18 protein-coding genes are annotated in these 21,596 nt (G+C 65.2%); 6 read left to right on the top strand and 12 right to left on the bottom strand.

Annotated features, from left to right (window positions below; all coding sequences use genetic code 11):
• Nucleotides 1-36: 36 nt before the first annotated feature.
• The 7 genes from GIB19_RS19895 to fepB form a co-directional block, all read right to left on the bottom strand.
• On the bottom strand, nucleotides 37-1,194 hold the full coding sequence (locus GIB19_RS19895) for a glutathionylspermidine synthase family protein (RefSeq protein ID WP_274887765.1): 1,158 nt from the start codon (nucleotides 1,192-1,194) through the stop codon (nucleotides 37-39).
• Nucleotides 1,195-1,196: 2 nt separating this feature from the next.
• Nucleotides 1,197-1,925, bottom strand: a complete 729-nt coding sequence (locus GIB19_RS19890) for a DUF1190 domain-containing protein (protein WP_274887764.1) — start codon at nucleotides 1,923-1,925, stop codon at nucleotides 1,197-1,199.
• Between the two features lie 16 nt (nucleotides 1,926-1,941).
• A complete protein-coding gene (locus GIB19_RS19885) occupies nucleotides 1,942-2,367 on the bottom strand; it encodes a DUF350 domain-containing protein (protein WP_027596588.1) in 426 nt (141 codons plus the stop codon).
• Between the two features lie 12 nt (nucleotides 2,368-2,379).
• Nucleotides 2,380-2,979 (bottom strand): DUF2491 family protein, encoded by a 600-nt coding sequence (locus tag GIB19_RS19880; protein ID WP_274887763.1) that lies wholly within the window; start codon nucleotides 2,977-2,979, stop codon nucleotides 2,380-2,382.
• A 120-nt stretch (nucleotides 2,980-3,099) separates the two neighbouring features.
• A complete protein-coding gene (locus GIB19_RS19875) occupies nucleotides 3,100-4,146 on the bottom strand; it encodes a FecCD family ABC transporter permease (protein WP_274887762.1) in 1,047 nt (348 codons plus the stop codon).
• Nucleotides 4,134-5,126, bottom strand: a complete 993-nt coding sequence (locus GIB19_RS19870; protein WP_274887778.1) for a FecCD family ABC transporter permease — start codon at nucleotides 5,124-5,126, stop codon at nucleotides 4,134-4,136. The genes GIB19_RS19875 and GIB19_RS19870 overlap by 13 nt, the downstream gene beginning before the upstream one ends.
• Nucleotides 5,127-5,179: 53 nt before the next feature.
• The gene (gene fepB / locus GIB19_RS19865) at nucleotides 5,180-6,073 is read right to left on the bottom strand and encodes a Fe2+-enterobactin ABC transporter substrate-binding protein (RefSeq protein ID WP_099430947.1); all 894 of its coding nucleotides are present in this window, start codon (nucleotides 6,071-6,073) and stop codon (nucleotides 5,180-5,182) included.
• Nucleotides 6,074-6,184: 111 nt separating this feature from the next.
• Between fepB and GIB19_RS19860 the strand changes: the two genes are divergently transcribed.
• On the top strand, nucleotides 6,185-6,976 hold the full coding sequence (locus tag GIB19_RS19860; RefSeq protein WP_274887761.1) for an ABC transporter ATP-binding protein: 792 nt from the start codon (nucleotides 6,185-6,187) through the stop codon (nucleotides 6,974-6,976).
• Here GIB19_RS19860 and GIB19_RS19855 read toward each other — a convergent pair.
• Entirely contained in the window at nucleotides 6,973-7,791 is an 819-nt protein-coding gene (locus GIB19_RS19855) for an IclR family transcriptional regulator (RefSeq protein WP_099430000.1), read from the bottom strand. The genes GIB19_RS19860 and GIB19_RS19855 overlap by 4 nt on opposite strands.
• A 220-nt stretch (nucleotides 7,792-8,011) precedes the next feature.
• Between GIB19_RS19855 and GIB19_RS19850 the strand changes: the two genes are divergently transcribed.
• Together GIB19_RS19850 and GIB19_RS19845 are read left to right on the top strand one after the other, a co-directional pair.
• Entirely contained in the window at nucleotides 8,012-10,096 is a 2,085-nt protein-coding gene (locus GIB19_RS19850; RefSeq protein WP_274887760.1) for a TonB-dependent receptor, read from the top strand.
• Nucleotides 10,097-10,162: 66 nt separating this feature from the next.
• Nucleotides 10,163-11,470 (top strand): NtaA/DmoA family FMN-dependent monooxygenase, encoded by a 1,308-nt coding sequence (locus GIB19_RS19845; RefSeq protein ID WP_274887759.1) that lies wholly within the window; start codon nucleotides 10,163-10,165, stop codon nucleotides 11,468-11,470.
• 177 nt (nucleotides 11,471-11,647) lie between these two features.
• On the opposite strand, the gene sfnG is transcribed toward GIB19_RS19845, so the two are convergent.
• Nucleotides 11,648-12,742, bottom strand: coding sequence for a dimethylsulfone monooxygenase SfnG (gene sfnG, locus GIB19_RS19840; protein ID WP_274887758.1), 1,095 nt, complete (start codon nucleotides 12,740-12,742; stop codon nucleotides 11,648-11,650).
• A gap of 457 nt (nucleotides 12,743-13,199) precedes the next feature.
• Between sfnG and GIB19_RS19835 the strand changes: the two genes are divergently transcribed.
• Entirely contained in the window at nucleotides 13,200-15,125 is a 1,926-nt protein-coding gene (locus tag GIB19_RS19835; RefSeq protein WP_274887757.1) for an AMP-binding protein, read from the top strand.
• A gap of 78 nt (nucleotides 15,126-15,203) precedes the next feature.
• Here the strand turns inward: GIB19_RS19835 and GIB19_RS19830 are convergent, their stop codons facing one another.
• The 3 genes from GIB19_RS19830 to fabG are packed head-to-tail and all read right to left on the bottom strand — an operon-like array spanning nucleotide 15,204 to nucleotide 18,890.
• The gene (locus GIB19_RS19830) at nucleotides 15,204-16,514 is read right to left on the bottom strand and encodes an aspartate aminotransferase family protein (RefSeq protein WP_274887756.1); all 1,311 of its coding nucleotides are present in this window, start codon (nucleotides 16,512-16,514) and stop codon (nucleotides 15,204-15,206) included.
• An 11-nt stretch (nucleotides 16,515-16,525) separates the two neighbouring features.
• Nucleotides 16,526-18,076 carry an APC family permease gene (locus GIB19_RS19825; RefSeq protein ID WP_099430005.1) on the bottom strand — a complete coding sequence of 517 codons (1,551 nt, stop codon included), beginning with the start codon at nucleotides 18,074-18,076 and terminating at the stop codon, nucleotides 16,526-16,528.
• A gap of 40 nt (nucleotides 18,077-18,116) precedes the next feature.
• A complete protein-coding gene (fabG, locus tag GIB19_RS19820; protein WP_099430006.1) occupies nucleotides 18,117-18,890 on the bottom strand; it encodes a 3-oxoacyl-ACP reductase FabG in 774 nt (257 codons plus the stop codon).
• 229 nt (nucleotides 18,891-19,119) lie between these two features.
• Here fabG and GIB19_RS19815 point away from each other — a divergent pair, with 229 nt between their 5' ends.
• Nucleotides 19,120-20,130, top strand: coding sequence for a phosphotransferase enzyme family protein (locus GIB19_RS19815; RefSeq protein ID WP_274887755.1), 1,011 nt, complete (start codon nucleotides 19,120-19,122; stop codon nucleotides 20,128-20,130).
• A gap of 195 nt (nucleotides 20,131-20,325) precedes the next feature.
• The gene (gene qhpR / locus GIB19_RS19810; protein ID WP_099430008.1) at nucleotides 20,326-21,408 is read left to right on the top strand and encodes an AraC-like transcriptional regulator QhpR; all 1,083 of its coding nucleotides are present in this window, start codon (nucleotides 20,326-20,328) and stop codon (nucleotides 21,406-21,408) included.
• Nucleotides 21,409-21,596 lie beyond the last annotated feature (188 nt).

Genomic DNA, 21,596 nt, shown 5'->3' with positions numbered 1-21,596 from the left:
GTTCAGGCTGTTTCAGTTGCCCCGCTTTGCAGTCCGTCAGCCCAGCACGACATGCGGCACAAACCGCGAACTGTCTTTGGTAATCAGCGAATCATCCTCACGAATCCCCATCCCTGCCGCCTTGTCGCCGACCACCCACGAACCGATCAGCGTGTAGCTGTCGCCAAACCTGGGCAGCGGCGCAAACCCTTGCAGGATGTACGGTGCGTCGTCATAAGGGCCGTCCTCGAATACCCGCTGCCCCGCGCCGGTGCGGATATCGACATTGGCCCCTTCCCGCGAGAAATACGGCTTGCGCACCCACCCTCTAGGCACTGGCCGCGAAGGGTTGTCGTCGACGAAGGCGGGCAACAGGTTGGGGTGCCCTGGGTGCCACTCCCACAGCAACGGCAAGATGCCCTTGTTGGAGATCAGCGCCTTCCAGGGCGGCTCGACGAACTGCGTGTCGCACCCAGGGATAGCCCTGCCGAAGTCTTCGTGGAAGATATGCTCCCAGGCATGCAGCTTGAACAGCCGCGGGATCGGCCGCCCCTCCAGGTCGACGAAACGCCCCTCGCCATTCAGGCCGATGTCCTCCAGGTCGATGTGCCGGGTATGAATACCCGCGTGGGCGGCCATCTTGCGCAGAAAATCCGTGGTGCCACGGTCTTCCACCGAGCCCGAGATGGTCGAGAAGTAGAACGTGCCCTGCCCCGGCTGCGCGGCAAACGCCTGCACCAGGTCTTCGGCCAGGGTATTGAACTGGCTGGCCTGCGCGGGCAGAACGCCGCACTGGATCTGTTCTTCCAGCCAGATCAGCTGAAACGCCGCGGCTTCGTACAACGAAGTCGGCGTGTCGTAGTTGGCCTCGATCAGTTTCGCCGGGCCATGGCCGTCATAGCTGAAATCGAAACGCCCATAGAGGTGCGGCTGCCGCGCCAGCCACGATTGCCGCACCAGGTCGAAGAATGCCGGTGGAATCGCCAGGCGTGCCATCAGCGCCTCGCTGTCGACGATGCGCCCGACAGCCTCCAGGCACATCGCGTGCAGCGCCTCGGTCGGTGCCTGCAGGTCCCGCTCGACCTGGGCCTGGCTGAACTGGTAGTAACCCCGTTCATCCCAGTAACGCTCGCCGTCGAGGGTGTGGAAGGCAAAGCCTTCTTGCTGGGCTGTCTTGCGCCAGCCTGGGCGCTCTGCGAGTTCGACCTTGCGCATGCTCACCCCCCGAAGAAGCTACCGGACTTGCCGCCCCAGCCGCTTCGAGCCGTCGCCTGGCTTCCAAACCCACCCCGCGAGATGGATGCAGACACCGCCGAGCGCGACGCGCTGCGGCCTGAGGCGCCATAGCTACCGCCGCCGCCGGAGCCACCGCCGCTGCTGCTCTGCTCGTCTTTGTTGCTGCGCTGAATGCCCCCGGCCGTACCGTAGCGTTGCCCAAGCAGGCCATTGCGCTGCCCGGCACCCTCGCGATACGCATACAGCGGCTGCGCGCGGTAACGGCGGTCGGCGCTGCTAGCCATCTGCCCCAGTAGCATGCCAGCCACTACGGCGGTAGCGACATGGCCATAACCGCCGCCCTGGGCGTGCGCCGCATCGACCTGGGCCTGGGTCACCTCGCCGGTGGTCTCCAACGCGAACCCACTCATGCGCGGCATGTACCGGCCACCGACGCTGATCTGGCAGCCATCAGGGGAAAATTCTGCTTCGCAGGCGGGCTTGGACACATAGGTCGGCGTGGTGCGCCGGTACTCGGCCAGCGCCTGCTTGTAGGCATCGTTGCACGCCTTCTCCGGCACCTTGTCGCTGACACAGGCTTCGACACTGTCGTAGTTCATCTGCTGGCTGACGGTGTAGGTCTCCTCTTGCGGGCTGCACGCGGTCAGGGCCAAGGGCAGCGAGCTGGCCAGCACCAGCTTGACGGAGCTGCGTCTCATTGGGGGTTTCATGGGGGCTCCTTGGGCGTCAGGCCGACGGGGTCATGCAGGCCGAATTGAGGAAGCCGACGCTGATCGCCACGCTGGCAGCGTAGATGGCAGCGGCCAGCTCACCCGCGGCGATACGCCTGGACAAGTCGCGCAGCACCAGGCTGGTAATGCCAAAGGCAATCAATTGAACCACAGCGGCGATCACGACCCAGGCCACGAAGTCCAGGATGCCAACGCTGTAGGCAATGATATTGCTGGCCGGCAGCGAGAAGCCGATCAGCGAGCCGCCCAAGGCAATGGCCGCGGCCGGGTTGTTCTCACGAATGAGCGCGAACTCGCGGTGCGGGGTAAGGCGGGTGTAGATGAACTGGAACAGCCAGAACAGCAACAGTGCCACGCTGATATAGAGGATGAAGCCGGTCACTGCAGAGGCATTGAGCGACAGGCGTAGCGCGTCGAGCATGGTGAGTCCTTGTCAGGTTACGTGAAAGTCCGTGGGGAGCAGGGTGATGCCGAGCGAGGTGGTGAGGGTGGCCTTGCCCGCCTCGTCTTCCTCCGCCGACAACAGCAGAAATTCGCGGCGCTCAGGCAGGCCGGTGTCGCGGGCGTAGAGCATTGACAGGTGCTGGATGCCATAACGGGCGTCGGGGCTGACCACCCGTTCGTACAACGGCACCAGCCTGGCCTGGCCCGGCTCACGGCCCCACTGGCGGGAATACAGACAGCCGTCGTGTTCGTAGATCGGCAGGCCGACCTTGGACTGGCTACCGACAAGGCGCTGAAGGTGCGCCTCATCGTGGAGGGCTACGGCGCTGTGATAACCGAACAGCACGCTATCGCCCACCTTGTCGCCGTTCATCAGCACTTGCAGCCAGTAGTCTTCGTTGTCCAGGTAATACCGCAGCAGGTGCACCGAATCGCCGAGGTCGACCTCGCCGGTGGCCCAGACCGTTTCCGGGCCGGGAATCTGCAACGCTGAATAACCCTCGAGCAGGGGCTTGAGTGATGCGTCGGGTATGAACCGGCGGCCGTTGAGCAGGCCGAAGGGCGGGTTGGTACTGGGCGAAAGCGGCATCGAACCTATCCTGAAGCGGGGCAATCCTTGCGAGGGGCGATACCTTAACGGGTTTGGCCGATTGAGCCAATTCAAGCACTGTTTGCATTGATGTCCTGCCAGGCCTCAGGCCTGACGCGCCTACATTGACCGCTTACGCTGGGCAGTAATTAACCACAGCAAGTACCCGCCCCCCAACACCCCGGTCACCAGCCCGACCGGCAACTGCGCCGTGGCGGCCAGGCGCTGGCTCAGCCAGTCGGCGACCAACAGCAAGGCTGCCCCCATCAAGGCGGCGCACACCAGCGGCGCGCTGGCCGTACGCGTCAGCCGCCGCGCCAATTGCGGCCCCGCCAGGGCAATGAACGCAATCGGCCCGGCAGCGGCAGTGGCAATGGCCGTCAGCCCCACGGCGGCGAGTACCAGCACCAGCCGCGACCGCCCAACCGCCACCCCCAGCTGACTGGCCGAGTTATCGCCCATCTCCAGCAGTGCCAGTTCGCGGCCGTGCAGCAGCGCTATCGGCAGAATCAGCGCAAGGCCCAGCGCGGCAGGGACGACATGCGCCCAAGTCCGGGTGTTGAGCGAACCGGCCAGCCACAACTGGGCAAACAGTGCCTGATCAAGGTCCCCCGTGACCAACAACAGTTGGTTAAGACCTGACAGCGTGGCGCCCATGCCAATGCCCACCAGCACCAACCGGTAACCCTCGCTGCCCTGCCCCCGGCGCGCCAGGAGTAAAACCAGCAGTGCCGTGAGCATGCCCGCCGCCACCGCCGCCAACGCCGTGGCCAACGGGCCCGCGTCGAACACAATGATCTGCACGATGGCACCGCTCGCCGCACCGGTGGTAAAGCCGATGACGTCGGGCGAGCCCAGGGCATTGCGGGCAATCGACTGGAAGATCGCCCCGGCCATGCCCAGCGCCGCACCCACCAGCAGGCCGGTGAGCACCCGTGGCAGGCGCACCCGTTTGACGATGCGCTGGGTCATGTCACTGTCCCCCTGCCCCAGCAAGCTGCCCAGTACTTGCCCGGCACCAATCGGCAGGCTGCCGGTGCCCAGCAGCACAATCGCCAAGCCCAGCACCAACAGCAACAACGCACTGCCGACCAGCACCGCCCGTGGGCTGAAACGCACGCTGAACGGGCCACACCTGAGCACGCGTGGAGTAGTCAGAGATGGCATAGTCGAAACCTGCTTATCAGCACGATGAACGCCGGCCCACCCAGCAACAGCGCCAGGGTCCCGGCAGCCAGTTCTGCCGGCGCGGCAAGCACCCGCCCCAGCAGGTCGGCGCCCAGCAAAAGCAACGCGGCAATCAGCGCCGCATAGGGCAGCATGCGTCGGTAGTCCGGGCCAACCAGCAAGCGCGCAAGGTGCGGGGCGACCAGGCCGACGAACCCGATGGGCCCGGCGATCGCCGTCGCGCTGCCGGCCAGCAGCATCAGCGCGACACAGGCCAGCGCCCAGGTCAGGCGCACGTTCACCCCCAGCGCCCGGCCCAGGTCCCGCCCCAGTGCCAGGGCGTTGAGCTGCGGCATGAGCGCCGCCGCCAGGCCCAGCCCCAGGGCAATGGCCAGGGTTGGCAGCAGCAATGTGGCCGTGCTGCTGCCGGCCAGCGAGCCGGCGGCCCAGTGGCGGAAGTGGTCATAGACTTGCGGCGGGGTGTTGAGCACGACGATACCGGTCAACGACGCCAGCAGCATCGTCAGGCCGGCCCCGGCCAGCACCAACCGCACGGGGTTGCTGTCGTTGGCACCAGCCTGGCCCAGCAAGAACACCGCGACACCGGCAACGCCAGCCCCCAGGAAGGCCAGCAGGATGTACTGGCCGACCTGCGTCAGGCCAAAAAACGCGACACCCAGGATGACCGCCAATGCAGCGCCAGCATTGACGCCCAGCAGCCCAGGCTCGGCCAGCGGGTTACGCGTCAGCGCCTGCATCAGGGTGCCCGCCGCCCCTAGCGCCAGCCCGGCCAGCAGCGCCACCAGGGTGCGCGGCACCCGCAACTCACGCACGATCAGGTGCTGATCATTCTGCAGGTCGGGCTGGTACAGGGCGTCGAACACGACATTCATGGCGATAGGGTGCGAACCGATCAGCAAGCTGGCCAACGCTGCCACAAGCAACACCAGCACACCCAGCAACAGGCCCTGGCGCGGCATGCCACGCACCCAGCCAGCAGCCCGTACGGGCTGGGTCGACAGGTTATGCATGATCAGCGGAAGTAGCCGGCGACGGTATCGAGCATTTGCCGCCCCGAGTAATAGTCGATGCGAAACGAACTGGGCCCCAGCGGGTAAATCCGCTGATGCTGTACCGCGGGCAGGTTGGCCAGCACCGGGTCGCTGCGAAACGCCTGGGCATCGCTGTCATCGGCACTCAGCAGGAATACGTCGGCATCGCCAATCGCGGCGGCGAGGTTCTCGCGGGAAATGAACTGGAACTCGGTGGCCCGGATCACCTGTCCGGCCATCGCCTCGGGCAGCTCACGGACCTGGAAACCGAGCGCTGTGAGCAGCCGCGCCTGCGGGCTGATGGCACGCCCGATGGAGTAACTACCACCGATGTTGTAGCCCACCAGCATCACCGGCCGCGGTGAAGGCTGCAGGCGCGCGGCGGTTTCACGGGTGTAGTCGTCAAAACGCTGGATCACCTCCTGCGCTTGCCGTTGCAGCCCGGTTTGCGCGCCCAGTTCGGTGGCCAGCGCCTGCCAGGACTGGTTGGAATAGTTCACGACCAGCGTAGGGATGCCCTGGGCGCGGAGCTCGGCCAGGTGCGGCGCGGCACTGTCGGCCCCGGTGGCAGACACCACCAGCAGGTCGGGCGCACTGGCCACCACGGCTTCGATGTCGAACTGCAGGTTGCGGTACAGCACCTGCACATCCCGCTGGTCCGCCACCGTCGCCCATTGCGAGAAGTAGCCTTTGCCATCGGTCAGGCGGCTGGGCGTGGCTGCAGCGCTGGCCACCAGCGGCGCATTCATCGCCAGAAGGATGCCGGTAACGCTCGGCGTGGTGGACACGATGCGCGTGGGCGCGGCCGCCACCCAAGGGCCAAACAGCATCAGGGCAACTGCGGTCAGTGCTGCGCAAACACGTAAAGGCTTCATCGACTGGCTTCGCTCGAAGGGAATCAAGGTGCGCATGATAATACTTCTCATGCAGTTAATTCCATCATGTAGAATCCATTCCGCAAATTCCAGCCTTGCCAAGGACCTTCGATGAGCTCTCGCCTGCATGCCCGTGCATTGACCCTGCGCCGCGACACCCGAACGCTGTCGCAAGACCTGTCCCTGGAAATCGAGGATGGCGCTTTTACCGTCATCGTCGGCCCCAACGCATGCGGTAAATCGACTCTGCTGGCAGCATTGGCGCGGTTGCTGGCCCCCAGCTGCGGCCAGGTGCTGCTCGATGGCCAGGACATCCAGCAACGCCCTGCCAAAGACGTCGCCCGGCGCCTGGCCTTGCTGCCCCAAAGCGCCACGGCGCCAGACGGCATCAGTGTCGCCGAGCTGGTTGCGCGCGGCCGCTACCCGCACCAGAGCCTGTGGCGGCAATGGTCGAAGGCCGATGAGCACGCCGTGCAGCAGGCCATGCGTGCCACCGGTATCGAAGCGCTTGCCGAGCGCCCGCTGCAGGCATTGTCGGGCGGCCAGCGCCAGCGCGTGTGGATTGCCATGGTGCTGGCCCAGGACACGCCGATTTTGCTGCTCGACGAGCCCACCACCTACCTGGACATCGCGCACCAGTTCGAGCTGCTGGAGTTGCTGCGCGAACTGAACCAGCAGGGCCGCACCATCGTGGCCGTGTTGCACGACCTCAACCAGGCCTGCCGCTACGCGAGCCACCTGGTGGCCATGCGCGACGGCGCGATCGTGGCACAGGGTGCGCCAAGCGAAATCTTCACTGAAGCGCTGGTGCAGCGCGTGTTCGGGCTTTCGGCGCTGATCATCGAAGACCCGGTCAGCGGCACCCCGCTGCTGGTGCCACGCGGACGCAGCGAGCCCGCTTAGTCCGGCAGCACCGGCGCCGGTGCGCCGAGCATGCGGCCCCCGGTGGCCTGGTTGACCAGCCCGGCCTCATGGAACAGCGCCTGGCGGTCTTCAGGCGCACGCAACTGCCCCAGGTCAGTGACCGTGGTCATCACGCAGACAATTTCCTGCTGCGCGTCGAACACCGGCGCGGCCTGCCCGGTCACGCTCGACAGCAAGTGGCTGGTCAGCTCAGCCCAGCAATGCTGACGAATCTGCTCCAGCACCTTCGCACTGGGTGGGGTGCCGCGAAAATGCGCCGGCTGCAACTTGCGCGCGGCATCGATCGTAGCCTTGGGCAGAAACGCCTGGAACACCAGCCCGCACGCGGTGTTGTCGATGGGCAAGATGTCGCCCAACGCCAAGGGGTTGATCGAGAAATAGGCACTGCGGTACCAGCGCACCAGGGTCGGCCCGCGGTCGGTCCAGATCGCCACGCCACCGCTGGCGGCATGCCGTTGCGCCAGGGCCTTCATGTGCTGGGCGCCGATGTCCACTGCATCCACCCGTTTCAGGGCGCCAATGCCGATGCTCAGGGCTGCCGGGCCAAGGTCATACAGCGCGCTGGCCGGGTCCTGCCTGGCCAGCCCTTCTTTGACCAGGCTCTGCAGATAGCGATGCGCTGTGGAACCACCGGTACCAGTACGGCGGGCGACCTCGCCCAGGCTCAATTCACTCTCGGCATTGGCCAGCACATTCAGGAACCGCGCAGCAATCGACACCGACTGAATGGTACCGGAACGCTTCTCGCCGGGGCTCTCCGGCTCCGCATCGGCAGGGGACTGCAAAGTGTTCAACGGGGCTATCTCCTCATTTCTGATTATCTGGCCAAGCGGCAGCGCCACGCCCGGCACGCGCGGCGGCCCATCATACCGCCAGCGGCCCTCGCAGGGTGCGAATGCACGTGCAGGGCGACCACACCATACCACTTCGAGGAATAGATTCTTTATTGCGGAACGAGATGGCACCGTGATACCTTCCATCGCAAACGAGGATCGTTCTCATTTGGAGGTTGTCTTGAAGTACCCCGCGCAACGCTCGATCAGCCAAGGATTTGGTGTGCTGACCCTGTCCACCCTGCTTGCCGCCCCACCCGTCCTGGCCGAACAGACGCCAGCCGCCGCCAACTCGCAGCTGGTGCTGGCACCGGTGCTGGTGAGCGGCGAGAAGGTCGAACGCGACCTCAAGAACACTGCCTCGTCGGTGTCGGTGAAGAACGCCAGCGAGATCGACACCCTCAAAACCGGCAACGCCTCGGTGCACGAAGTGCTCAACGATGTGCCCAACGTGATCTACACCGACTCGGTCGGCGCGCCGATCATCCGCGGCCAGGACAGCCAGGGCCCGAACAACGGCGCCAACGTGTTCTGGGGCGGCACGGTACCGCGGGCCACGATCAACCTCGACGGGCACTACCTGAACTACAACGAGATGTACTTCGGCGCACCGTCGGTGTGGGACGTCGACACCATCGAGGTCTACCGCGGGCCGCAGACCACCAGCCAGGGCGCCAACGCCATTGCCGGGGCAATCGTGGTCAAGACCAAAGACCCGACCTTCACACCGGAGGCGGCCTACCAGGCAGAACTGGGTAGCTACCACGCCCGGCGCAGCTCGCTGGCGGTCTCCGGGCCGCTGACCGACAACCTGGCCGGCCGCCTGGCCCTGGATTACGCCGCCCGTGACACGTTCATCGACTACACCAACCCGTCCTTTGCCAGCCACGGCACCGACCAGGACTTCCGCTCGCTGAACCTGCGCGGCAAGTTGCTATGGCTGCCCGAAGCGGTGCCCGGCCTGGGCCTGAAATACACCTTCGCCCACGGCGACTCCAACCGCCCCACCCAGGAAGCCGCCTCGTACCCGTTTCACAAGCTGAACCACACCGGCGCCACCATGCCCAGCTGGCACCAGCAAACCAACACGCATATCGTCGATGTCGATTACGAACTGGGCAACGGCATGAAGCTGTTCAACCAGACCCAGTACTCGCTGTCCAACGTGCACCGCGTGCTGGGCGTGGCCAACAGCGGCGATGCCGATGTCCGCCAGAAGAACTTCTCCAACGAAACGCGCGTCACCTTCGGCGAGCAGCAAGACACCCTCAGCGGCATGGCCGGCCTGTACCTGGCTCGCACTGACTCCGATGAAATCCTGTACTACGGCGGCATCTCCGACTTCGACGACACCAAGCGCAACCTCGGCGTATTCGGTGAAGTCAGCTATCGCCTGAACGACCGCTGGACCCTGACCACGGCCTTGCGCTTCCAGCAAGACCAGGTCCAGCGCGAGGGCACCTCGCCTTTCGCCACCGATGGCCTGGACTACGACAAGACCTTCAACGCCTTCCTGCCCAAGGTATCGCTGGCCTACGCCCTGACCCCGGAATGGACCGTGGGCGGCATGGTCAGCCGCGGCTACAACCCCGGCGGTGTGTCGCTGAACATGAGCAGCAAGCGCTTCGAGCAATTCGACGACGAGCGCATGTGGAACTACGAACTGTTCGCCCGCGCCAGCCTGCTGAACGACCGCCTGCACGTGAACGGCAACCTGTTCTACATGGACATGCAGGATGCGCAGTACAACATCCCCGTGGTGCTGGCCTCGGGCCTGACTCAGTCCTACACCATCAACGCCGAAAAGGCCCACGCCTATGGGGTCGAGCTGTCGGCAGACTACCGCGTGCTCGACAACCTGACCCTCAAGGCCAGCGCCGGCGCCCTGCAGACCCGCATCGACGACATCGACGCCAACAGCAGTTATGCGCATAACGAGTTTGCCCGTTCGCCCGGCTACACCGTCAGCTTCGGCCCGAGCTGGGACATCACCGACCGCCTCAACCTCAACGCCCAAGTACGCCACGTGGATGGCTACTACTCGGATATCGCCAACACCAAAAGCTATGCCATCGACGGTTACACCGTGGCCGATGCACGCATGAGCTACCGCTTCAACGACCAGCTCCAGGTGTACACCTACGTCAAGAACGTCTTCGACGAGCGCAGCGCGACCTACATGCAGACCAACCGGGGCATTGGCGGGATCGAAGCCAGCATGACCGAGCCGCGCACGCTTGGCGTGGGCGTCAAAGGCGCGTTCTAAGCCACCCCTGCTGGCCGATAAGCACCGGCCAGCGCTTATTTGCCAGCCACTGGAGAACCGACCCTGATGACTCATCAACAAGGCCTGCACATCGGCATGTCGCTCGCCCCGACCTGGCTAAGCGGCGAAGGCTGGCGGCGCCCAGACAGCCGCGTCGAAAGCCTGTTTGGCAGCGACTTCGCCCTGGACATCGCACGCCGCTCAGAAGCCGCGCACCTGGACTTCGTGTTCCGCCCCGACGTCAGTTGCGTGGTCGCCGACGCGCTGCAAAGCGGCTCGGGCTTCACCAGCCTCGACCCCACCGTGCTGCTGGCCGCGCTCACCCGCGAGACTACGCACATCGGCCTGGTGTCGACCGTTTCGACCACGTTCTTCCCGCCGTACCTGGTGGCTCGCCAGCTGCAGTCTCTGAACTGGCTGAGCAACGGCCGCGTGGGCTGGAACATCGTCACCGCGTTGCAAGGGCATGAAAATTTCGGCCTGCGTGCCATGCCCAGCGCCGAAGAGCGCTACGCCCGCGCCGCCGAATTTACCGACGTGGTGCAGCGGTTGTGGCGCAGCTTCCCCAACCAGGCGCTGCGAATCGACCGTGACAACGGTGTCTATGCCGACCCGGCACAAGTCCAGCCAATAGACCACCAGGGCGACTTCCTCCAGGTGCAAGGCCCGCTCAACCTGCCGGAACAGGGCAGCCGCATTCCACTGATCCAGGCGGGCGCCTCGGACAGTGGCCGCGACTTCGCTGCCCGGGTCGCCGACATCGTCTTCGCCCCCACGCCCGACCAGGCCGCCGCCGCCGAGCTGCGCCGTGACCTTTCACGACGGGCCGAACGCCATGGTCGCAACCCCGCAGACATCCGCCTGCTGCCGGGCCTCAGCCTGTTCTTGGCGCCCACGCGCGAGCAAGCGCGCGAACTGTTCATGGACACCCATGCGCGGGTCGACAAGGCACGCAAATATGCTGCCATCGAAAAGATGATCGGCATCGACCTGACGAACTGGCCAAGCGACCGACGCATTCACGCTGCCGACCTGGCACCGCTGCAACTGCTGCCCGGTGCCAGCCGCACGCATGTGAGCTTGTTGCGGCGCTTGATCGAGCGCGAATCGTTGCTGCCTAGCGAGCTGTTGATGCGCCCAGAAGTGCTCTCGGCGGCGCACTGGCAGGTGATCGGCACGGTCGACGACGCGGTGGAAGAAATTGCCGACTGGGCCGAGGCGGGTGTAATGGATGGTTTTATTGCGGCGCCGGGGGGCTCGTTCGGCTCGGTGTATTGCTTCCTCGATGAGGTGGTGCCGCGTCTGGTGGAGCGCGGGCTGTTCCGCGGGCAATACCAAGGCGCTACCTTTGCCGAGCACCTGCAACGCTACTAGCCACTACCTCGCCCCCTGTAGCGGCCTTGCCGGGGCGCCGGACCGGTCGAAAAGGGCTGCACCACGATAATCGCCGGGGCTGTGTGGGAGCGGGCTTGCCCCGCGAACACCGGCGCAGCCGGTGCCATGCACCGCGTATTCTCATTCGCGGGGCAAGCCCGCTCCCACACAGCAGCCTCACGCCACCGCTTTTTCCACCCGGCGCCCGACCTCCAGCTCACGCACCAGCGGCAACACATGCTCACCAAAGTACGCCACCTCCTCTTGGAAATGCAGGAAACCTGAGAGGATCAAATCCACCCCCACCGCCTTCAGCGCAACAATGCGCTCGGCAATCTGCAGCGGTGTGCCGATCAGGTTGGTCTTGAACCCATCGTTGTACTGCACCAGGTCCTCGAAGCTGGACGTGGCCCAGTTGCCCTCGCCTTCCGGGCTGGCCGCCCCGGCGTTCTTGACCTCATGCCCAAACGCCTTAACCGCCTCGGGGTTGGCCTTGTCGATGATCTCCTGCAACACCGCCCGCGCCTCTTCCTCGGTGTCGCGGGCAATGATGAAGGCATTCACCCCCACCTTGATCGAATGGCCGTTGGCGGCTGCCTTGGCACGCAGATCGTCGACCTGGGCCTTGATCCCCTCCACGGTATTGCCATTGGTGAAGTACCAGTCCGACACCCGCGCCGCCATGTCCCGCGCTGCACGCGAACTGCCACCCTGGAAGATTTCCGGGTGCGGCTGCTGCAAGGGCTTGGGTTTGAGGGTGTAGTCCCGGAAGCGATAGAAATCGCCGTTGAAGGTGAAATTGTCCTGGGTCCAGATGCCCTTCAGCGCACGGATGAACTCCTCTGAACGGCGGTAGCGCTCGTCATGGTCCAGCCACGGTTCGCCGATGGCGTGGAACTCGCCCTTGAACCAGCCCGACACCAGGTTGATGGCGATCCGGCCCTGGGTGAACTGGTCGATGGTTGCCAGTTGCTTGGCCGCCAGCGCCGGGTTCCATGGGCCTGGAAGGATGGCCGCGATGACCTTGAGCTTCTCGGTGGCGGCCAGCAGCGCATGGCTGATGGTGACCGACTCGTGCTGGTTGTCGGCACCATAACCGGCAGTGAAACGGATTTGCGACAGGGCGTAGTCAAAGCCCGCCTTTTCGGCGATCTGCGCCAGTTTGCGGTTGTAGTCGATGTCCCAGCTGGTGCGTTGCTCGATGGTGCTCACCACCAGGCCACCGCTGACGTTGGGGACCCAGTAGGCGAACTTGATTGGGGCTTGGCTCATGGGGAGGCTCCTTGGCTGTCCTCGAAGGGTTGAAGCAGACAACGCAGCAACCGTGCCAAACGAAAATAGCGTTGAGCCTCAATGGGATAGCCAACAGCGCAGACAGGGCGCGGTGCCCTCTGCGCAGCAGACTGTCGAAACACTGTTGCGGGGGCAACAGCCAGCGTTCGGCGGTCAAGTAATTGTGCCCGATGGTCAAGCGACGGCAGCCAGCGACTGGGAGGATTGAAGCAGGCCCGAGGGTTTATGAGTTCCGGTCTGGGCCAAAGGGGCCGCTGCGCGACCCATCGCCGGCAAGCCAGCTCCCTCAGGCAAGTACAAACCTCAAGCATGCGCCGTACCTGTGGGAGCTGGCTTGCCGGCGATGGGCTGCAAGGCAGCCCCCTTTACAGCCCATGAGGCTTGGCTGGATGGCCCGAGGGTCGCAAAAACAATAACAGTAACAAGGAGAACACCCATGACTACCTACCTGCAGGCTTACACCCGCGCGGCCGAGGACCCGGAAGGGTTCTGGCGCGAACAGGCTAGCGAACTGGACTGGTCGCGCTTCCCATGCCAGATCTTCACCGACACCCCCGGCGCAGGCGGCCGCTGGTTTGCCGACGGCCAGCTCAATACCTGCCACCTGGCGGTCGATCGGCACGTTGCCAACGGAGCCGGTGAGCGCTGCGCGATCCTCTACGATTCACCGGCCAGCGGTGTGCAAGAGCGCATCAGCTATCGCCAGTTGCAGGACCGCGTGGCCCGCTGCGCCGGCATGCTGCGGGCGCTGGGGGTGGCGCGCGGCGACCGGGTGATCATCTACATGCCGATGATCCCTCAGGCGGTGGTCGGCATGCTGGCCTGCGCCAGGCTCGGCGCGGTGCATTCGGTGGTGTTTGGTGGCTTCTCTGCGGCCGAACTGGCCGTGCGCATCAACGACGCGTGCCCCAAGGTGCTGCTCAGCGCCAGCTGCGGCATCGAGTACGAACGGGTGGTGCCCTACAAGCCATTGCTGGACCAAGCCCTGCAACTGGCCGCCAAGCACACACCACACGTGGTGATCGAACAACGCGAACAAGCTCGCGCCCTGCTGCGCGGCCCTCGCGAGCATGATTGGCAGGCGCTGCTCGCCCAGGCCGAAGCGGTGCCAGCGGTACCGGTCGATGCCACCGACCCGCTGTACATCTTGTACACCTCCGGCACCACCGGCAGGCCCAAAGGCGTGGTGCGCGACCATGGCGGCCATGCCGTGGCACTTAACTACAGCATGCAAGCGCTGTACGACGCGCAGCCCGGCGAAGTGTTTTGGGCGGCCTCGGACATCGGCTGGGTCGTTGGGCATTCCTACATCGTCTATGCCCCGCTCATCCGCGGTTGCACCACCTTGCTTTACGAGGGCAAGCCGGTGCGAACACCCGATGCCGGCGCCTTCTGGCGCGTGATCGCCGAACACCGGGTGAATGTGTTCTTCACCGCGCCCACCGCGTTCCGCGCCATCAAGCGCGAGGACCCACAGGTGCGCCTGGCCGCCGGCCGCGACCTGTCCTGCCTGAAGGCGGTGTATGTGGCCGGCGAACGCCTCGACCCACCGACCTACGAATGGCTGCAGGGCTTTCTACCCTGCCCGGTGGTCGACCACTGGTGGCAGACCGAAACGGGCTGGGCAATTGCCGGCAACCCCCGTGGGCTAGACGACCTGCCGATGAAACCAGGCTCGGCGAGCCTGCCGATGCCCGGCTACCGCCTGGCAATACTCGACGACGAAGGCCAGCCGTTGCCCAGCAACCAGCCCGGCAACATTGCCCTGCGCCTGCCATTGCCACCCGGCACGCTGACCACGTTGTGGGGGGACGCGCAGCGCTTTGCCGACAGCTACCTGAACGTGTTCCCCGGCTATTACTGCAGTGGCGATGGCGGCTACCTGGACGAAGACGGCTACCTGTTCGTGATGGGCCGCGTGGACGATGTGATCAATGTCGCCGGGCACCGCCTGTCCAGCGGCAGCCTCGAAGAAGCCCTGGGCGACCACCCGGCCGTCGCCGAGTGCGCCGTGGTGGCGTTGGCAGAGGAGCTCAAGGGCGAGGTGCCGGTCGGGTTCGTGGTGCTCAAGCAAGGGCTGCAGCCAGACCCTGCGCAACTTGAAGGCGAGCTGGTGGCGCGGGTGCGCGAGGCGGTCGGTGCCATCGCCTCACTGCGCCGGGTGTTCATCCTCAAGCGCCTGCCCAAGACCCGTTCCGGCAAGATCCTGCGCAAAACCCTGCGCAGCCTGGCTTCGAGCCCCGACGTCGCGACACCCCCGACTATCGAAGACCCGTTGGTACTCGATGAAGTGCGCGCGGTATTCGAGCAGGCCGGTTGCTATGACCAGGTGCAAGGGCGCAAGGCGGCAACCGGGCACTGAGCAAGCGGGCCTGCAAACAGAAAACCCCGCCAGGGCAAGCCCTGGCGGGGTGGCAGGAACACTACCTTTGCTAGCCCATCACAGCTGGCGCAACACGCGCTGCAGGGCACCGAGAAACTGCTCGACGTTCTCCGCAGAGAAGCACAGCTGCGGCCGGATCTTCAGTGCATTGTTCTGTGCCCCCGACACACCAATCAGCATGCCTTCATCACGCAGCAAGTTGGTGATGCGCCGGGCCGTCGGGCCATCGGCACTGCCCTCCCCGTCCACCACATCGGCACCGATGAACAACCCTGCCCCCCGCACCTGCCCCAGGCAGGCATGCTCACGGGCAAGCCCTTCAAGGCCCTCCTTGAGCTGAGCGCCCACGCGCCGGGCATTCTCCTGCAAACCCTCGTCCTCGATGACCTGCAGCACCGCAAGCCCCGCTGCCGCCGACACCGGGTTGCCGCCAAAGGTGTTGAAGTAGCTGGCGTTGCGGCCAAACCGTTCGAGTATTTGTGGGCGTACCGTCAGCCCCGCCAGGGGGTGGCCATTGCCCATTGGCTTGCCCAACGTCACCAGGTCGGGCACCAGGCCATGGCGCTCGAAGCCCCACATGTGCGTGCCGGTGCGGCCGAACCCTGGCTGCACCTCGTCAGCGATGAACAGCCCACCAGCAGCGCGCACCGCCTCCACCGCCTCGCAGAGGAAGCCCGGCGGGTCGGCGAACACACCATCGCTGGTGAACAGGGTATCGACCAGCAACGCTGCCGGGCGAATACCATGGCGATGCATGTCGGCCAGCGCGGCACGTACCTGGGCGGCGAACACCTGGCCCACCCGCTGCGGGTCTTCTGGCACATGCAGGGGGGCATCGACCACACGGATATCGCGGCCCAACGGCACATAGTCACCCACCGAAGGCGACAGCTCGGCGATGGCCGACGTCATCCCGTGATAGGCATAACGGGTCACGATCACCCCGGTGCCACCGGTGTAGTCGCGGGCAATGCGCAGCGCCAGGTCATTGGCTTCACTGCCGGTGCAGGTGAACATCACGTTGCCCAGTGCTGCCGGCATGGTCGCCAGCAGCTTCTCGGCATAATCGAGCACCCCCTCGTGCAGGTAGCGGGTATGGGTGTTGAGCTCGCCCGCCTGCCGGGCCAGGGCCTCGACCACACGCGGGTGGCTGTGGCCGACCGAAGCGACGTTGTTGTACAGGTCGAGGTAGGCCCGGCCTGCGCGGTCGTAGAGCCAGGTGCCGGCACCCCGCACCAGGTGCAGCGGGTTGTCGTAAAACAACTGATAGGCCGGGCCAAGCAGGCGCTGGCGGCGCTCGATCAGGCTGCGCTCGGCAGCGTCCAGGGCCTCAGCCTGTTCAGGCTGGAAGGCATTCACTTTCAACATGGTCGGTCTCCTCAGGTGTCCTGGCGCGCGTCGTCCATGACGATGCTGCCGATGATGTGGTACTTGCGGCGGTCGAAGTAGCGGAAGTACAGGGCAATGGAGCCCCCCAGCGCGAAGCTGGCCGCGACGATCCAAGGGATCAGCCGGAACAGCAGCGACTCGGCCGCGCTGCCTGCGGCAAAACTGAGGTTGGCGAACAGCAGGTAGACCACGTAGAGCATGCCGATGCCGCCCAGCAGGGGCGCGAGGAAGGTCTTGAACCAGTGCGCCTGGGCACGGCGTTGAGTGCCCACATGGAAGTAGCAGACCACGGCAAAGGCGCACAGCGCCTGGACGATGAGAATCCCCATGGTGCCGAGAATGGCCAGCAGCGCGTAGAGGTCGGCATAGGGGTCTTTACCGGTGAACAGAAACGCCAGGACGATCACCGTAGCGATCAGGCTTTGCACGGTCGAGGCTATGTGCGGTGAACCATGGCGCTCATGGGTGCGGCCCACGGTACGGCCTAGGAACACGAACAGGTTTTCCCGGCCCAGGGCATAGATGTAGCGCGCCGCGCAGTTGTGGAAGGCCATGCCGCAGGCGAACGAGCCGGTCACCACCAGCAGCTTGAACAGGCTCACCGCCCACTCACCCAAGTAGGTGCGGGTCGGCCCGTAGAACACTTCGGCGGCAGTGGCTGGGTCTTGCGCCAGGCGAATGGCCTCGGCAGGCCCGGAGCCAGCGATGGCCATCCACGACACGAACACATAGAACACCCCGATGCCGATGACCGCGATCAGCGTCGCCAGCGGGATGATCTTTTTCGGGTTGCGCGACTCCTCGCCGTACATCGCCGAGGACTCGAAACCGACCCACGACCAGAACGCGAAGAACAGGCCTATGCCCGCATTCGCGCCGATCACGCCCTCGGCGGGTTTGAACGCGTTCAGCGGGTTGATCGACTCCGCGGCCATGCCCTGCGGGCCACCGCCATGCAGCAGCACGGCAAAGGCCATCAGCCCCAGCATCAGGATCTCCAGCACCAGGCATAGCCCAAGCACCTTGGCGGTCAGGGAAATGTCAAAGTAGCTGAGCACGCCATTGGCCAGCAGCATGGCCAGGGCGAACACGATCCAAGGCACGTGCACGCCGAAGACGCTGGCCAGCAGGTCTTCGCAGAAGAAGGCGAAAATGCCCACCAGCGCCGCTTCAAACACGATGTAGGTGAGCGTGACCGCAATCCCCGAGGCCATTCCCACCACCCGCCCCAGCCCATGGGAGATAAACCCATAGAACGCGCCGGTGGCCGTGATGTACTTGGCCATTTGCGCATAGCCGATGGCAAACAGCGCCAGGATGATCGTCGCCACCAGGTAGCCTGCGGGGGCGTACTGGCCATTGCCGCTGCCGATGGCGATTGGCACGTTGCCCAGCATTGCCGTGATCGGCGCCGCCGTCGCCACCGTCATGAACAGCACACCCATCAGGCCCACCGCGTTCTTGCGCAGGCGCTGCACCTGGTGGGGCTGCGCCTGGCCATCGCGCGTGAGTTTCAGTTCACCACTGTAGATCTCGCTCATCAGGATGCACTCCGTTCTTATAGGGTTATGGTGCAAGGCGTCAGGCAAGTGCCTGCAGGGACTCTGGCAGGATCTGCCCGCCGTCGACGATCAGGCTCTGCCCGGTGATGTAGCCGGCCTCTTTCGAGGCGAAAAACAGCGCGGCGTTGGCGATGTCCTCGACGTGGCCGAGGCATTTGAGTGGAATGGACGCAGCCATGCTGGCCTGGTACGCCTCGCCCATGCCCTGCAAGCCCTCGGTGAGGATGTTGCCGGGCAGCACGGCATTGATCGTGATGCCATCGCGCGCCAGCTCGATGGCCGCCGTACGCATGAAGCCCAATTGCGCCGCCTTGCTCGCGCCGTAGTGCGCCCAACCGGGGAAGCCAGTGACTGGCCCGGTGATCGAAGAGGTGAGAATCACCCGGCCATAGGCCGCCCGGCGCAGGTGCGGCAGCGCCGCCTGCACGCACAGGAAGGTGCCTTTGGCGTTGGTATCAAGCACCAGGTCCCAATCGGCGTCGGTCATCTGTTCCAGCGGCGCCGAGGGGAACACACCCGCGTTCGCGCACAACACATCAAGCCCGCCCTGGGCCTGCACCACCTGCTCGATCAACTGCCGCACCGGCTCGCGCTGCGCCACATCGGCGACCAGCCCGATCACTGCCAGGCCTTGGTCGCGCAGGCGGCTGGCCACGGCCTCGACCTTGTCCCGCTGCCGCCCACTGATGGCCACCTTGGCGCCCTGGCGGGCAAAGCCGACGGCGATGCCCAAGCCAATGCCGCTGGTGCCGCCGGTGACCAATACGCTCTTGCCTTGTAGTGAAGTCAGCATGTTCAAGCCCTCGATCCAATGACCTAGCCGGTGATGTGGACCGATGGTGGGCTGACCGGCAGCGGCCGACTTGACCGCAGGGCACAAGTTGCGGGTCGCAAGATCAAATTCTCGATCAGGCCTGGGCGCCTTGTGGCGAGCGGTCAAGATTTCGCGGTTTGCGGTCAAGCCAGTGGCGCGGGGCTCGACTCATGCTGGCAGCCAGACCCCTGCCAACGGAGCGTGCCTGATGACCACCGATATCTCCTCCCACACCAGCCCTGCCGTGCTCGACCACTTTGCCCAACGTGCGCTGTCGGCCTATGCCGAGGCCTACCAGGGCCAGATCGGGTTACTGGTGCATTCGGAGAACGCCACCTATCAGGTTCAGGGGCAACGGCAACGTTTTGTCATGCGGGTGCACCGCGCCGGCTACCACCAGCAGGCCGACATCGCCAGCGAGCTGGCCTGGCTCGCGGCGTTGCAAAGCGCTGGCCTGGAAGTACCTGTGCCGATTACGGGGCTGGATGGGGAGGCCATTCAGGTTGTCGAGCTGCCCGGCCACGGCCGCCGGTTTGTGGTGCTGTTCCACTGGATCGACGGGGGCGAGCCCGACCAGCAACAACTCAATGCTTCTTTTCGCCGGCTGGGCGCCATCAACGCCCACCTGCACCGGCATGCCCGCACCTGGCAACGACCGGGCAACTTCCAGCGGCTGACCTGGAACCACCAAACCATGCTGGGTGACCAGGGCCACTGGGGCAGTTGGCGTGCGGCGCCCTACCTGGATGCACGCGGTAGCGCATTGATCAGCGAAGCCGTGGGCGTGATTGGCGAACGGCTGCACGGGTATGGCGAGGACCCATCGCGCTTTGGCCTGATCCACGCCGACCTGCGTCTGACCAACCTGCTGGTGCAGGGGGACCGCACGCGCATCATCGACTTCGACGACTGCGGCATGGGCTGGTACCTGCATGACCTGGCGGCAGCCCTGAGCTTTTTCGAACACCACCCCGACCTGCCGCACTGGATAGACAACTGGCTGGAGGGCTACAGCACGGTGGCCAGCCTTGACGACTGCGACATCGCCCTGCTGCCAACGCTAATCATGCAACGGCGCCTGCAGCTGCTGGCCTGGACCGGCACCCACCGCGGCACCCCACAGGTCGAGTGCCTGGGCCCGGTGTGGGTCGAACAAACGGTCGAGCTGTGCCAGCGCTACTTGCAGGAGCGCCCGGTGGGCGCACTCGCGCGGGCATGAACGAAACAGTTTTGTAACCAAAGGCTACGCACCCTGTTGGTGCGTCGCCCACGCCTGGCGTGCTCCAGCCCAGCCCGCAAAGAGGTACCCTTGAGCGGCTGAACGGTGTGATTACAGCGTTTCGCGCGGCGTGGAATGAAAATTGCTCCCACCGTTACCCAGCAGCACTCGGTAAACGATCGAGGAGGATTCTACGTGCACGTTGTCCATCCAGGTCCGCTCCACCCCACCGGCGCCCAGCCCGGCAACGCGATCGGCATTCTCGCCTCGGCGGCAACCGGCCTGGTCAGCTTCATCGGCCAGCAAGGCGGCGACGCCGAGCGCATTCTCGGGCGCGCCGGCATCGACTCCGAACGCCTGGAGCACCCGACCCTGAGCCTGGACCTGAACCAGTATTGCCAGGTGTTCGAAGAAGCCGCCCGGCAAACCGGCAACGACAACTTCGGCCTGCGCTTCGGCCAGCAGTTCAAGCCCGACGCCCTGGGTTTGCTCGGCTACGTGGGCATGTGCTCGGCCACCCTGGGCGATGCCTTGCGCAATGTGGTCGACACCTTCCCGGTGCACCAGCAGAGCAGCCTGTTGCGGCTGGAGGCGATGGGTGAGTTCTACCGCCTCGACTACCAGGTGCAGTACGGCGCCATTGTGCGCAGACGCCAGGATGCCGAACTGTCGCTGGGCATGTTCTTCAACCTCATGCGCCACGCGCTGGGCCAGAACTGGGCGCCGGAAAAGGTGCTGTTCGAGCACCCGCAACCCGAGGCCTGGCACGAGCACTGCAAAGTGTTCGACGCCCCGGTGCTGTTTGGCCAGCCACGCAATTCGCTGGTGTTCCGCCGCAGCGTGCTCGACCGGCCTATGCCCGGCCGCGACCCACGGCTGCTGGCCATCGTCATCGAAAGCATGCGCATGCTCGGCGGCCAGGCCGGCACGACCAACCGACCCGGCATTGTCGATGACGTCAAGACGCAGGTCAGGGCCCTGCTCGGCGACGGCTACCCGAGCCTGGAGCAGGTCGCCGAGCAGTTGCGCCTGCCCAGCTGGACAGTGCAACGCCGCCTGCAGGAGCAAGGCTTGAGTTTTTCAACCCTGATCGACACCGTGCGCCAGGAGCTGGCGACCTACTACCTGCAACAGTCCGCGCTGCCGATCTCCGAGCTGGCCTTGCTGCTTGGGTATTCGGAGATCAGCGCGTTTTCGCGTGCGTTCCGCCGCTGGTTCGATGTCAGCCCCAAGCAGTGGCGCCAGGCGCATAAGGGGCAGACGGTGACGGCGCAGTAGAAGCTGGCGGGGGGCGGCTGGCTAGACTGCCAAGCGAGCCAGACGCTGCAAAGCCAGGGTAGCCTCCGGCGGGATGGCGACCACGGTGTCGCAGTGGGTGCATACGCCTACCAAAAGGTCCTCGGCCACGCCTCGGCCATCGCTGAACGGTACATCACGGCGAGCATAGTGCGTGGGCACTACCGCCC

This window comes from Pseudomonas sp. ITEM 17296 (assembly GCF_028895205.1).
Classification (GTDB): domain Bacteria; phylum Pseudomonadota; class Gammaproteobacteria; order Pseudomonadales; family Pseudomonadaceae; genus Aquipseudomonas; species Aquipseudomonas kermanshahensis.
The sequence above is the reverse complement of the archived record's forward strand: the minus strand, read 5'-3'. Positions and strand labels throughout refer to the sequence as shown.

Bases quoted from the DNA above. Each gene is read 5' to 3' on its own strand.
- GIB19_RS19895 (WP_274887765.1), bottom strand. From the start codon at position 1,194: ATGCGCAAGGTCGAACTCGCAGAGCGCCCAGGCTGGCGCAAGACAGCC.
- GIB19_RS19890 (WP_274887764.1), bottom strand. From the start codon at position 1,925: ATGAAACCCCCAATGAGACGCAGCTCCGTCAAGCTGGTGCTGGCCAGC.
- GIB19_RS19885 (WP_027596588.1), bottom strand. From the start codon at position 2,367: ATGCTCGACGCGCTACGCCTGTCGCTCAATGCCTCTGCAGTGACCGGC.
- GIB19_RS19880 (WP_274887763.1), bottom strand. From the start codon at position 2,979: ATGCCGCTTTCGCCCAGTACCAACCCGCCCTTCGGCCTGCTCAACGGC.
- GIB19_RS19875 (WP_274887762.1), bottom strand. From the start codon at position 4,146: ATGCCATCTCTGACTACTCCACGCGTGCTCAGGTGTGGCCCGTTCAGC.
- GIB19_RS19870 (WP_274887778.1), bottom strand. From the start codon at position 5,126: ATGCCGCGCCAGGGCCTGTTGCTGGGTGTGCTGGTGTTGCTTGTGGCA.
- fepB (WP_099430947.1), bottom strand. From the start codon at position 6,073: ATGAAGCCTTTACGTGTTTGCGCAGCACTGACCGCAGTTGCCCTGATG.
- GIB19_RS19860 (WP_274887761.1), top strand. From the start codon at position 6,185: ATGAGCTCTCGCCTGCATGCCCGTGCATTGACCCTGCGCCGCGACACC.
- GIB19_RS19845 (WP_274887759.1), top strand. From the start codon at position 10,163: ATGACTCATCAACAAGGCCTGCACATCGGCATGTCGCTCGCCCCGACC.
- sfnG (WP_274887758.1), bottom strand. From the start codon at position 12,742: ATGAGCCAAGCCCCAATCAAGTTCGCCTACTGGGTCCCCAACGTCAGC.
- GIB19_RS19835 (WP_274887757.1), top strand. From the start codon at position 13,200: ATGACTACCTACCTGCAGGCTTACACCCGCGCGGCCGAGGACCCGGAA.
- GIB19_RS19830 (WP_274887756.1), bottom strand. From the start codon at position 16,514: ATGTTGAAAGTGAATGCCTTCCAGCCTGAACAGGCTGAGGCCCTGGAC.
- GIB19_RS19825 (WP_099430005.1), bottom strand. From the start codon at position 18,076: ATGAGCGAGATCTACAGTGGTGAACTGAAACTCACGCGCGATGGCCAG.
- fabG (WP_099430006.1), bottom strand. From the start codon at position 18,890: ATGCTGACTTCACTACAAGGCAAGAGCGTATTGGTCACCGGCGGCACC.
- GIB19_RS19815 (WP_274887755.1), top strand. From the start codon at position 19,120: ATGACCACCGATATCTCCTCCCACACCAGCCCTGCCGTGCTCGACCAC.